The following is an 11,134-nucleotide window of genomic DNA, read 5'->3' on the forward strand; positions in this document are numbered from 1 at the left end:
ATAATTTTCTATTCAATAATATATCTGACAATTAAAAATTAGATCAAAAATACTCTGGTTTGATAAATCAACATTGATAGAGGTGGAGAAATATGAATATAATAAAAAATTTAATGGATGTGTCAACTTTTACAGGTGCGGTTTTTGCAGGTGTAGTAGCTGGAATAATTTCTGGATTCATTATGGGTTTTTTTACTGGAAAAACAGTTGAAAAAAAATCTAAAATAAAGAATAAAGGAAACCATAATACCTTTAATGTAAATAATAGTTAAATATAGGGGGATAAGATGTTTAATAAAATGAAAAAGAATTTGAAAATAAAAATAGGGAATTATGGGGATTTTAACACCTTTAATGTGAATTCCCCCACTACAATTAATCAGATAATTGTAGAAGATGTTCAAAGGTCTAAGCTTATAGAGGATAAAAAAAATGACGCGGTTTATAAAGTGGTAAAAAGGTTTATTGAGGTGTATGAAAATCATTCAATTATGCAAAATCAAATTCCATTTTTTATTGATAAAAGATTTGGTTTATCGCTTAAAGATTTTGTCGATTATGATAGTATTCTTAAGATCTTAAATGATGACATCATTAATTGGACATGTGAGAAATTTGGCGTGCGTAGAGAATGGCTGGATGGTATTGATAACCAAATTTATTGGTATAAGTCTTATTATAAAGAAGTACATGCATTTATTAGAGATACATATAATTTAGTGTCTACTAGAGAACAAATAACAATGTATGTTTTTAAGTATGGCGATTTAAGATTAGAAGAAGACGGGGACCATAATATTGTATTTTTATTAAGGTATCCCATAGGTAAGATTAATTCAAGGCATGTCTATAAATATATACCAATATCAACCATATGGCGTTGGTCGTATTGGCGTAGTAGATATCAAGCAAAAGCTATTATATATCTATGTAATGATATGGGGATAAATGTTAAAGGTTATGATTTAATAGAAAAGGAAAGAATTGCATGCGGGGAAGTTTTTCCTGAAAAACTAATTGGTGAGATGCCACTTGGGCTTACATGGTATCCGGAAGATTACATTGATATGTGGTCTCAGAATGACTTAGCAAAAGAAATTGAAGAAACAAACAAAGTAAAAAAATATATGGAAAAGGAAGGGTATATTGAGTGTCTAGAAAAGCTTAAAGAAAATAATAAAATGTTTTTATGAATTAATCATATAAACCGCTTTAGTAAATGAAAAACCAAACGGAGGAAAATCCCATGTCAACCTACAACAAACTAATTCGAAACAAAATCCCACAAATAATAAAATCCAACGGGAAAACACCAATAACAAGAATCTTAAACGAAGATGAATACATAAAAGAACTCTGCAAAAAAACACAAGAAGAACTAACAGAATACATTGAAGCAAAAACAAAACCCGATAAACTCGAAGAACTCTCCGACCTACTAGAACTAATAAACGCCCTAGCCCAACACGAAGGCACAACACTAAAAGAAATCAACAACATCCGCAAAAAGAAAGCAGAAGAAAGAGGCGGCTTCTCAGATCGAGTGTTTCTAATCGAAGTAACCGATAACTAGCCCCTCCTAAGCCCCTTACAAGCCCCTACCAAGTAATAAATCACTAAGAAAAAGCATAACAAAAACAACTACAAGAACAAACACCGTAGTAGTAGTCAAAAAAAATTTAAAATAACACGCCAAAAACCCGGCCATCCTCCCATATATATTATGAAGGGGCTTTTACTTTTGAACGGAGACGGGAGGAATTAGGATGGCGGTATACCGTAATGTGCAGGTGAATTTTTGGCAGGATGATTTTGTTTTGGATTTGACGCCGGAGGAGCGATATTTTTATGTTTACTTATTAACTTGTTCGAAGACGACGCAGTGTGGGATTTTTCCTTTTCCGAAGCGGTTAGCTGAGATGGAGACGGGTTATAATCGGGAGACTGTTGATAAGCTTGTGCAGCGCTTCATTGATTATGGGAAGATTCTTTATGATGCGGATACGCGGGAGTTATTCGTTTTAAATTGGCTTCGTTATAATCCTGTGACGAATACGAATGTGGAGAAGTGTGTGCTTCGTGAGCTTAAGGGTGTGAAGAATAAGGAGTTTGTACATATGTTTCTTCAGAAGTGCACTGAGGAAGAGCTGAATGTTCCGATGCTTTTAGCGCATTTCGGTATGCCTGATGATTTGGCTGTGGATGATGTTGAGCCGATTTGTGAGGAGACAGAGGAAGAAGAGGTTGTAGAGGAAGAAACGGGAAGTCGTGTGTTTTCTTTTTATGAGCAACATTTCGGTAGTTTGTCCCCTCATGCGGTAGAGGAACTGAGTGCGTGGATGGAAGATTTGTCTGAGGATCTTGTGCTGAAGGCTCTTCAAATTGCGTTTGAGAATAATAAGCGGACGGTTGCTTATGTGAAGGGCATTTTGAGAGGCTGGCACGGGAAAGGGTTTACGAAAGTGTGTGAGGTTGAGGCGGATACGGCTAAGTTTAGGAAGAAGGATTCGTCTATTAGTACCGGGGAGACGGAGGAGTTTTTGGCGAGGTGTGAGGAGTGGGAGAAGAATGCGCCATCTGAGGAAGAGTTGCAGCGCTTTTTAGCGGAGCGCGGGTGGCGTCCATGAGTATTCAAAATGTGGAGGCGGAAAAGACGGTGTTAGGTTCTCTACTACTTGATGGAGAGCTTATTAAGGAGTGCCGTTTGACGGAGCAGTATTTTTCTATGCCAGTACATAAGTCTATATTTCAGTTAATGCGAAAGATGGAAGGAGAGGGGCAACCGATTGATCTTGTGACTTTCACTTCTAGGTTGGACCCGAATTTTTTGAAGGGCATCGGGGGAATGGAGTATTTTATAGGGTTAATGGATGGTGTGCCTACTACTAGCAACTTCTCATATTATGAGGGGCTTGTTCGAGGTGCGTGGAAAATGTATCAGGCTGGTGTTCTCGGGCACAAGATGGGAGAGCGTCTTATTGCGGAGAAGAGTGAGAAAGTTATCGGTGAGACGATTACGGCACTTTGTGAGTTAGAGGAGAAAGACTCTGTATGTGAGTTTGATTTGAAGGATGCATTAGTTGATTTGTATGAGGAACTTCATCAAGATGTGAAAGAGATTACTGGTATTGAGACTGGTTATACATCGTTAAATAAAATGACGTGCGGATTGCAGGAAGGTGATTTTGTCGTTCTTGGTGCGCGCCCTTCTATGGGGAAGACTGCGTTTGCGCTAAATGTTGGATTGCATGCGGCGAAGTCTGGAGTGGCGGTTGGATTGTTTTCGTTAGAGATGAGTAGTAAGCAATTGTTAAAAAGGATGGCATCTTGCATAGGTAAAGTGTCAGGAGGTAGGCTGAAAAATCCGAAGCATCGTTTTGCGATGGAAGATTGGGAGAAGGTAAGTAAGGCGTTTGCGGAGATTGGTGAGTTGCCATTTGAGATTTACGATAATGCAGGCGTTACGGTACAAGATATTTGGATGCAAACTCGTAAGTTAAAGAGGAAGCACGGTGATAAAAAGATTTTAATTATTGTAGATTACTTGCAGCTTATTACGGGCGATCCGAAGCATAAGGGCAATCGATTTCAAGAAATTAGTGAGATTTCTCGTAAACTTAAGGTATTAGCACGTGAACTAAATGTTTGTGTAGTAGCATTATCGCAATTATCTCGTTCTGTAGAAGCACGGCAAGATAAGCGACCTCTTTTATCTGATTTAAGAGAGACCGGACAAATTGAGCAAGATGCGGATGTCATTATGCTTATGTATCGCGAAGATTATTACGATAAGGAAACGAAGCAGAAAGAGATGACGGAGATTCATGTGGCAAAGCATCGGAATGGACCTGTGGGGAGTTTTAAGCTGAGATTTTTGAAAGAGTTTGGGCGGTTTGTGGAGGGAAAATAGTGAAAAGGCTGGAGCATCACTTTGCAAATAAAATAAAGCATAAGTGTTCTATTGCATTCACTTATGCTTTATTTTTTGATTCTTTCAATATGCTTCTCATTTCCCCATAAAGAAAGACTTTCTCTCTGCAGTAATCCACTGCTGCAAATCATCTTGGTTACGTCGGACAAGTCGATTGACTAAAACATCATGCCATACGTAATCCTCTAATAAGTATATATGAACGGGGTCATCTGTATAAAAAGCAATATTACGCTCTTCAAGTGATGGTCCATAAATCATTTCTTTAGAATCTATCGATACAATAAACCAATGTTCTGTAGACAAGGTTTCTGTATAAGGTGTTATGCGATGGGCTTCTAGATTTTTAATGGGATTTTCAACATGTAGGGTAATACCTTGTATTGTAACTTTATCAGCTACTTCAGATAGATCTTCTTTTAACGCTTCATACATCTCATCCCACATTGAAATGACAATACGTCGTTCTGCTTTTTTTATTAATGTCTGACAGTAGCTAATGATTGTTTGATTGTCTTTTAAAGTAATTACTCGATTATCCGTTTTTTCCTCGGAAGTTTCTAGTTTTTTTAATGAATCACTTATTCCTTCGTAAGTAGATTGCCATTCTGTTTGCGCTTTCTGTAAAAAGATTTCAACAGGTAGAGGTGAATAGCGGGTGGTGTCATTTATTTCTTCTTTCATGACAATTCCTTTTTCTACAAGGTTACCTAAAATCTCATAAATTCGCGCTCTTGGGACACCCGAATCTTTACTCACTTGGTAGGCTGTGACAGGCCCTTGTTTAACAAGAGATACATAAGATTTAGCTTCATATTCATTGAAACCAATTTTTTTAAGCTGTTGCACTATGTAGTCCACTTTTTTCGTCCTCCGATGTTTGCTTTTATCCCGCTTTAACGGGCAGTAAGACCCCCACCTCAAAATTCAGCGGAAGCAAAGAAGTTAGGTGGGGTCGGGCTGCCCGTAAAAGCCCGATTGGTGAAGGCTAATAATCAGTGGGGGTGAACAAACCCCCCACTGATTAAAGTTTCACTTTATATTTCAACGTTACAATAACTATTTACATTTAGCAAATTATTAGTTACTATTCGAATAGTGACTAAAGGGGAGGTTAATAGTATGGATTTTTATTTAGACCCATCTGTATTAATGATTTTGATTGTTTTTGGATTTGTAGCTGCATTTATTGATTCAGTTGTAGGTGGTGGTGGACTCATTGCTTTACCAGCTTTATTATTTACAGGACTGAATCCAGCAAGTGCAGTAGCTACGAATAAACTAGCATCGACAATGGGAAGTGCAACTAGTAATATTGTGTTTTATCGTTCTGGTAATCTTGATTTGAAATCGGCGTTTAAATTAGTTCCGCTCACTTTCATAGGTTCCATAATAGGGGCATGGACTGTTCATTTAATGAATCCAGAAGTATTGAAGCCATTAATGCTGATCATGCTTGGTGCTGTCGCTATTTATACGATATTCAAAAAGGATTGGGGTAGTATTTCCACTCATAAGAAATTGTCTGGTCGACACGTCATTATTTTTACTTTCTTTGTTTTTGCTATTGGTTTTTATGATGGATTTCTAGGTCCTGGAACAGGTTCATTTTTAATGTTTTCTCTTTTATTTATTGGGTATGATTTTTTAAAAGCAGCAGGTAATGCGAAGCTTCTTAATTTAGGAAGTAATGTTGGTGCATTATTGATGTTTATGTATGTAGGGCAAGTCAACTATGCGTATGGTTTTATAATGGGGATTGCTCAAATTGCTGGAGGGATTGTTGGCTCCAAATTCGCTATAAAAAAAGGCAGTGGGTATGTTCGTGCTCTTTTCATTACAGTAACTTGTTTATTGTTAGCGAAAAACCTGTATGACTATATTCAGTAAGTAATTCAAGAACGTAGAAAAGGTCAAAGATGCCTACATAGAATATAAGAAGATACCAGGAGAAAATTCCTTTTAACATTTTTTAGATGCTACCTTATTTGAAGATAGCATCTAAAAAGAAAATCTAAGTGAAGAGAATGAAAATAATATAAACTCATATTTTTCTATGTAAAATTTCATTTGTTTTGTTTACATAATATCTTTACAATCATTTGATAAAATAAAGTCAACTGCATATTGTGAGGGTGGATGGTTATCCCTTCTTTCTATTCGGAAGGAAAGGAGGTGATAATATGGAGTTTTTGTTTGACCTTGTAAAAGAGTTTGTCAAAGCGACTGTGCGCGAAGTTTCAGCGTATTTTTTGCGGAAGCAACTTCTGGATAAGGACAACAAAAAACCCACTCCGCGCCATCACAAGCAAAAGGGTGGGTTCCGTAAAAAGAAATAGCTTTATAATAACCACCACCCTAAGCGGTAGCAGTTAGGGAAGAGATGTGAGCGCATCTCTTCTTTTTATTATATGCCATTTTATTTGATGTCATACTTATATAGTATTCTACGGAAAATATATCATATTCCTATTTTGTGGTCAATTTGATTGAATGATTGAAAAGGTGTAGTCTTATTCCTTTTCAAACTGAAAAATATCCCGATTAATGAGTTGGTGGAGGTACCTATCCATTTCAGCAGCAGAAACGCTTTTTTTATTTTTAAACCACCATGTGCTTAATGAGGTGATTGCCCCTGAATAAAACTCAATGATTAAATCATTTGGTATCGTATGGTTTTTGCAAAGTTGATTTAATGCTTCTATTTCTTGTTTTCTCGTTTCGTGACTTAAATAATGTGTACGGGTAATGAATTGTTCATCAGACATTTGCGTTTCTAATATTTTACCGAGTTCTTCATGATGTAGGAATTGTTCCATTACTTGAAATGGTTTACTTAATCGATCTGAAACCGGTATTTCAGCAATCATCTTGCCGTATCGTTTAAATCCAAATGTTAATAAAGCATCTTTATCTTCAAAGTGTTTATAAAAGGTTGTTCGGTGTACCATAGCGCGGTCACATATTTGGTTAATCGTAATCGTACTATATTTCTGTTTTGATTGCGTCATTAATTCAAATAAGGAATCCCACAGTAATTTATGTGTACGTCTAATACGTAAATCAAGTTGTTTTTCGTTATCATTCATCTACAATTCTCCTTTTTTGTAGATTAAATATACAGTGGTTGAAAATTGATTCTCCCTTTTTAATCTACATATGTATATTATATTACATGTGTTTAGGTATATTTAAAGTTTTTTAAGTAAGAAACAGGAGGAGAATCTGTAAATGAATATGACAACTAAGAGCCCTGCAAGTGGCAAAGTTGATACTTCTAATTTGAAACATACCCCCATTTTAATTGCGTTACTTTTAGGAGCAATGGTTGCATTATTAAATGAAACATTACTTGGTAATGCGTTAACAGTATTAATGAAAGAATTTGACGTAACAGCTTCAACGATTCAATGGCTTTCTACAGCTTACATGTTGGTGGTTGGGGTTTTAGTCCCAATTACAGCGTTACTTCAGCAATGGCTCACAACGAGACAAATGTTTTTGATCGCTATGGTAACGTTTTTAGCTGGTACATTAATTGCGGGATTTGCACCGACATTTTCTGTTTTATTAATCGGCCGTATCGTCCAAGCTATAGCGACAGGGTTAATTTCACCGTTATTAATGAATACAATTTTAATTATTTGTCCGCCTGAAAAACGTGGTGCGACAATGGGATTAATCGCACTTGTGATGATGGCAGCTCCGGCAATTGGTCCTACATTATCTGGAGTAATTGTGGATTCATTAAATTGGCGCTGGTTATTCTATATTGTTATTCCTATCGTGATCATTTCCATTATGATTGGGATGAAGTACATTCAAAATGTTTCAGAGTTAACAAGGCCAAAAGTAGATTACCCATCTATCCTTTTATCGACATTAGGATTTGGCGGATTTGTGTATAGCTTTAGTGCATCAGGTGATTTAGGATGGTCCGATGCGAAAGTATATGGCGCTTTAATTGTTGGGCTTATCTCATTATGTATTTTTGTCGTTCGACAATTAAAAATTGAGAATCCAATTTTAGAATTACGCGCATTTAAAGTTCCGATGTTTACATTATCAGTCGGATTAATTGTCATTGTGATGATGTCGTTATTTTCAACGATGACTTTATTACCGATGTTCCTGCAAACAGTTTTACTCGTTACAGCTTTTAAGTCAGGGATCATCATGCTTCCGGGAAGTATTATTAGCGCTATAATGGGACCGATTGCAGGTAAACTATTTGATAAATTTAGTCCGAAAGTTATTATCGTTCCCGGCATTGTGTTAGTAGGGATTGCAATGTTCTTATTTAAAGGCATTACTCCTGATACATCAATGTTACAAATTATTATTATGCATAGCGTATTAATGGTTGGACTTATGTTTGTCATGACAGCACAAACATACGGTTTAAATCAATTAACACCAGATTTATATCCGCATGGAACAGCACTGTTTAATACGTTGCAACAAGTAGCTGGTGCAATTGGTACAGCTATCTTTATTTCGAAAATGTCTTCAGGAACAACTAAGTATATGGAAAGCTCCGCAAATCCACTGGATCCAGTAGAGAAGTTAAACGGTTTAACTTCAGGGTTCCAAGGTGCATTTGCACTTGGGTTAATCTTTATTATTGTTGCATTTATCGTATCGTTATTCTTAAAAGAGGAGAAAGAAGGAGTAAAGGAAGCGAGAGTTTTACAGAACGAACATTAAGGTTTATATAAAAAAGACATCTTTCCCTAGCAAAGATGTCTTTTTCATATTTTTTTCGTAACACTTGTTTTGGTTGTCTTCATACATAAGAATTGGTATGTACAATATTTATCCTTTTTGAGAATAACGATGCAAAGCTGTGCTAATAACTAAAAGTCCAATAATGAGAGAGTGTGTTCTTATAATAAGTTCTGCCGCTAATAGTTCACCAGATGATTTAGTGACATCGTATATAGATTCTGTTATGAGAATAGGCATAGTCATGATTATGAAGTTATTATATTTGCATTAAACGATTTGCGCGTTTTTTATAGTAAAAATTAGAGACTCTTCAATAAAAAGGAATTAAATATGGTATTCTTTAGTTAAGATATTTAAACGAAGACAGGGGAAATGAAGATGGACAAGAAGCTAACGTATTGGCTAGCATCTATTATAAGGGGAGTAGTACTTGCAAAAGGTGGCAAGATAGGTGAAGCTACAGTAATGGATACGGTAGACGAGCAAGTATTCTGTCTCAATACTTTCGGTGATGATGTAACGGCTGCATTAGTTAAATCAGGAGATCTTCAAGCGTTGTAAGGTGTTTTTTCTTTAATATAAAGAAAGCCTCAAGTATTCATATACTTGAGGCTTTTCTAATGGAAAGATAGGAATGATCCGAATTCCTTACATTAAGAACAAAGTGGAATTACTCCTAAACCAATTAATAAAGCTGCAGCAACTGCTGGAATTGGTACAGGAATTTGAATACCTTCTACAAACAAGAAATACTGACCACTCACTATTTTAAAACAAACTACTTGCATGGCTATTCCTCCCTTCTTTTAGAATTAATACATTATATTAATTAATCTATTTATTGATATAGTTAAATTATTTATTTTTAAAAATATAGTTAATATGTGAATAGTTTTCGAAAGGACCTGCTCAATCAATACGGAAAAACATAAGATGAAACGAATCCATTAAAATACATGAGTGAACCTTAGTTTTCCCCTCTTATCTAAAGGAGGAACTATTATGGGTTATGGTGGTAGTTGTGGCGGTTGTGGCTTCTCGGGAGGCTTTGCTTTATTAGTCGTGTTATTCATTTTATTAATCATCGTTGGAGCTTCTTGCTTCTGCTAAAAACTATTGGAAAAGACACTCATATGGAGTGTCTTTTCTTTCGTGCAAAATGATTCCTGATAATATCCAACTGTATATAGTATACGGTATATTTTTTCCTCATTAGACATATAAAAATGTTGGAGGGATGTTATGAAACTAGTAGGGAAGCACATTTATATTCGGCTTTATAAAACTGCTGATGCTAACGAGTTAGCTAACTTACATATTAGAAATCGCGAATTTTTTCAACGAGTTTGCCCGTTGCTCCCAGAAGTTTTTTATACAGAAGAACATCAAAAAATACGTCTCGAACAAGCTCTGAAAAAGACAGCTGAAGGGCAAGTATACCCTTTTGGAATCTTTTTAAGAGAAAATGATAAACTGATTGGAGACATTTCATTAACTCAAATTGTTAGGGGAGACCTCCAAAGCTGTTATACGGGTTTTACTTTAGATAAGGAGCATAATGCAAAGGGCTATACAACAGAGGCTCTTCAACTTGTTGTAGATTTTGCTTTTAAGGAATTAAAGCTACATAGAATTGAAGCAGGAGCGATGCTTGATAATATAGCATCTATTCGTGTATTAGAAAAAGTGGGGTTTAAAAAAGAAGGTATAGCGAAAGAAAATATAAGGATTAATGGCAAATGGACAGATCATCAAATATTAGCTATCATCAACAGCTTGGATGTGTAAACTTATTTTGATTCCAATAAAGATAATTATGTAAAGGGCTGTCTATATCGACGGCTTATTATATTTTTTGCTTAGCGTGATTTTTTCGGCTAATTCAGTAAAAAACGGAAACTCTGCAACCCACGCCAGGATAGGAATGTATAAAAAAATGAATAGCATTATAGGGGTACGGAAACGATTATGGGTTTCAAGGGCCACTCTGAAATTAAATACCACGCTTCGATTTTGATAAGTGTATTTGAGAAACTCTAAATCCTTTAAAATCAATAACTTGTAAGCTTCTCAATAGAGTACACTCTATTGAGAAGGTAAATATGCAATTATGCATATTTATATTTTTTTATTTTAATATTAATTAAACCTAATATATAATTAAAAAGTTTTTTACGAATTGATAAGGAGATGCGAGTATGAAGAAAACCATAGGACTTATATTATCATTATTTTTATGCACCAATGTTTACAGAGGAAGTCGAAGTTTTAAATCAAATAGGCCGCGTCAAAGAGAAAGGAGATTAGTATTATTATGGATCTCGTCAACATAATGCGAATTTTAGACTAAGGGATTTTCAAATTGAAAAACTTGGTTTTACTGTTTATTAAGAAGGTTCCATAAACGGGCTACTACATTTAAAAAATGAAACATCTTATGAACTAATTATTGTTTAGACAGAATGACTTAGGTTG

14 protein-coding genes are annotated in these 11,134 nt (G+C 35.5%); 11 read left to right on the forward strand and 3 right to left on the reverse strand.

Annotated features, from left to right (window positions below; genetic code table 11):
- The first annotated feature begins 92 nt into the window (after positions 1-92).
- The 5 genes from DN404_RS24840 to dnaB all read left to right on the forward strand — a co-directional run bounded on the left by DN404_RS24840 (position 93) and on the right by dnaB (position 3,910).
- The gene (locus DN404_RS24840) at positions 93-272 is read left to right on the forward strand and encodes a hypothetical protein (RefSeq protein WP_097863063.1); all 180 of its coding nucleotides are present in this window, start codon (positions 93-95) and stop codon (positions 270-272) included.
- A 15-nt stretch (positions 273-287) separates the two neighbouring features.
- Positions 288-1,193 carry a hypothetical protein gene (locus tag DN404_RS24845; protein ID WP_149215568.1) on the forward strand — a complete coding sequence of 302 codons (906 nt, stop codon included), beginning with the start codon at positions 288-290 and terminating at the stop codon, positions 1,191-1,193.
- Between the two features lie 53 nt (positions 1,194-1,246).
- Positions 1,247-1,573: a nucleoside triphosphate pyrophosphohydrolase gene (locus tag DN404_RS24850; protein WP_149215569.1), complete on the forward strand. Its 327-nt coding sequence runs from the start codon at positions 1,247-1,249 to the stop codon at positions 1,571-1,573.
- Positions 1,574-1,766: 193 nt separating this feature from the next.
- The gene (locus tag DN404_RS24855; protein ID WP_149215570.1) at positions 1,767-2,627 is read left to right on the forward strand and encodes a DnaD domain-containing protein; all 861 of its coding nucleotides are present in this window, start codon (positions 1,767-1,769) and stop codon (positions 2,625-2,627) included.
- Positions 2,624-3,910, forward strand: a complete 1,287-nt coding sequence (dnaB, locus tag DN404_RS24860; RefSeq protein WP_149215571.1) for a replicative DNA helicase — start codon at positions 2,624-2,626, stop codon at positions 3,908-3,910. Before DN404_RS24855 ends, dnaB begins: the two co-directional genes overlap by 4 nt.
- Positions 3,911-4,006: 96 nt before the next feature.
- Here the strand turns inward: dnaB and DN404_RS24865 are convergent, their stop codons facing one another.
- Complete coding sequence (locus DN404_RS24865) at positions 4,007-4,792, reverse strand: TrmB family transcriptional regulator (RefSeq protein ID WP_025710329.1); 786 nt, start codon at positions 4,790-4,792, stop codon at positions 4,007-4,009.
- Positions 4,793-5,053: 261 nt separating this feature from the next.
- On the opposite strand from DN404_RS24865, the gene DN404_RS24870 reads away from it, so the two are divergent.
- A complete protein-coding gene (locus DN404_RS24870; RefSeq protein WP_000348458.1) occupies positions 5,054-5,821 on the forward strand; it encodes a TSUP family transporter in 768 nt (255 codons plus the stop codon).
- 293 nt (positions 5,822-6,114) lie between these two features.
- On the forward strand, positions 6,115-6,270 hold the full coding sequence (locus DN404_RS30655; RefSeq protein ID WP_179951871.1) for a hypothetical protein: 156 nt from the start codon (positions 6,115-6,117) through the stop codon (positions 6,268-6,270).
- A gap of 174 nt (positions 6,271-6,444) precedes the next feature.
- Here DN404_RS30655 and DN404_RS24875 read toward each other — a convergent pair whose 3' ends face one another.
- The gene (locus DN404_RS24875) at positions 6,445-7,020 is read right to left on the reverse strand and encodes a TetR/AcrR family transcriptional regulator (protein WP_000999319.1); all 576 of its coding nucleotides are present in this window, start codon (positions 7,018-7,020) and stop codon (positions 6,445-6,447) included.
- A 142-nt stretch (positions 7,021-7,162) separates the two neighbouring features.
- On the opposite strand from DN404_RS24875, the gene DN404_RS24880 reads away from it, so the two are divergent.
- Together DN404_RS24880 and DN404_RS24885 are read left to right on the forward strand one after the other, a co-directional pair.
- Positions 7,163-8,638 (forward strand): MDR family MFS transporter, encoded by a 1,476-nt coding sequence (locus DN404_RS24880; protein ID WP_001057517.1) that lies wholly within the window; start codon positions 7,163-7,165, stop codon positions 8,636-8,638.
- A gap of 399 nt (positions 8,639-9,037) precedes the next feature.
- Entirely contained in the window at positions 9,038-9,220 is a 183-nt protein-coding gene (locus DN404_RS24885) for a hypothetical protein (protein ID WP_149215572.1), read from the forward strand.
- 92 nt (positions 9,221-9,312) lie between these two features.
- Here the strand turns inward: DN404_RS24885 and DN404_RS31060 are convergent, their stop codons facing one another.
- Positions 9,313-9,447 carry a hypothetical protein gene (locus DN404_RS31060; RefSeq protein WP_001198456.1) on the reverse strand — a complete coding sequence of 45 codons (135 nt, stop codon included), beginning with the start codon at positions 9,445-9,447 and terminating at the stop codon, positions 9,313-9,315.
- A 214-nt stretch (positions 9,448-9,661) separates the two neighbouring features.
- Between DN404_RS31060 and DN404_RS24890 the strand changes: the two genes are divergently transcribed.
- Together DN404_RS24890 and DN404_RS24895 are read left to right on the forward strand one after the other, a co-directional pair.
- The gene (locus tag DN404_RS24890; RefSeq protein WP_000540375.1) at positions 9,662-9,769 is read left to right on the forward strand and encodes a YjcZ family sporulation protein; all 108 of its coding nucleotides are present in this window, start codon (positions 9,662-9,664) and stop codon (positions 9,767-9,769) included.
- 132 nt (positions 9,770-9,901) lie between these two features.
- The gene (locus DN404_RS24895) at positions 9,902-10,447 is read left to right on the forward strand and encodes a GNAT family N-acetyltransferase (RefSeq protein WP_049108296.1); all 546 of its coding nucleotides are present in this window, start codon (positions 9,902-9,904) and stop codon (positions 10,445-10,447) included.
- The last annotated feature ends 687 nt before the right edge of the window (positions 10,448-11,134 follow it).

It is taken from the genome of Bacillus sp. TE8-1, from assembly GCF_008368855.1.
Lineage (GTDB): Bacteria > Bacillota > Bacilli > Bacillales > Bacillaceae_G > Bacillus_A > Bacillus_A cereus.

Coding starts and splice junctions, on each gene's coding strand:
- DN404_RS24870 (WP_000348458.1), top strand. CDS start 5,054: ATGGATTTTTATTTAGACCCATCTGTATTAATGATTTTGATTGTTTTT.
- DN404_RS24845 (WP_149215568.1), top strand. CDS start 288: ATGTTTAATAAAATGAAAAAGAATTTGAAAATAAAAATAGGGAATTAT.
- DN404_RS24855 (WP_149215570.1), top strand. CDS start 1,767: ATGGCGGTATACCGTAATGTGCAGGTGAATTTTTGGCAGGATGATTTT.
- dnaB (WP_149215571.1), top strand. CDS start 2,624: ATGAGTATTCAAAATGTGGAGGCGGAAAAGACGGTGTTAGGTTCTCTA.
- DN404_RS24890 (WP_000540375.1), top strand. CDS start 9,662: ATGGGTTATGGTGGTAGTTGTGGCGGTTGTGGCTTCTCGGGAGGCTTT.
- DN404_RS24885 (WP_149215572.1), top strand. CDS start 9,038: ATGGACAAGAAGCTAACGTATTGGCTAGCATCTATTATAAGGGGAGTA.
- DN404_RS24895 (WP_049108296.1), top strand. CDS start 9,902: ATGAAACTAGTAGGGAAGCACATTTATATTCGGCTTTATAAAACTGCT.
- DN404_RS24850 (WP_149215569.1), top strand. CDS start 1,247: ATGTCAACCTACAACAAACTAATTCGAAACAAAATCCCACAAATAATA.
- DN404_RS24840 (WP_097863063.1), top strand. CDS start 93: ATGAATATAATAAAAAATTTAATGGATGTGTCAACTTTTACAGGTGCG.
- DN404_RS30655 (WP_179951871.1), top strand. CDS start 6,115: ATGGAGTTTTTGTTTGACCTTGTAAAAGAGTTTGTCAAAGCGACTGTG.
- DN404_RS24880 (WP_001057517.1), top strand. CDS start 7,163: ATGAATATGACAACTAAGAGCCCTGCAAGTGGCAAAGTTGATACTTCT.
- DN404_RS24875 (WP_000999319.1), bottom strand. CDS start 7,020: ATGAATGATAACGAAAAACAACTTGATTTACGTATTAGACGTACACAT.
- DN404_RS31060 (WP_001198456.1), bottom strand. CDS start 9,447: ATGCAAGTAGTTTGTTTTAAAATAGTGAGTGGTCAGTATTTCTTGTTT.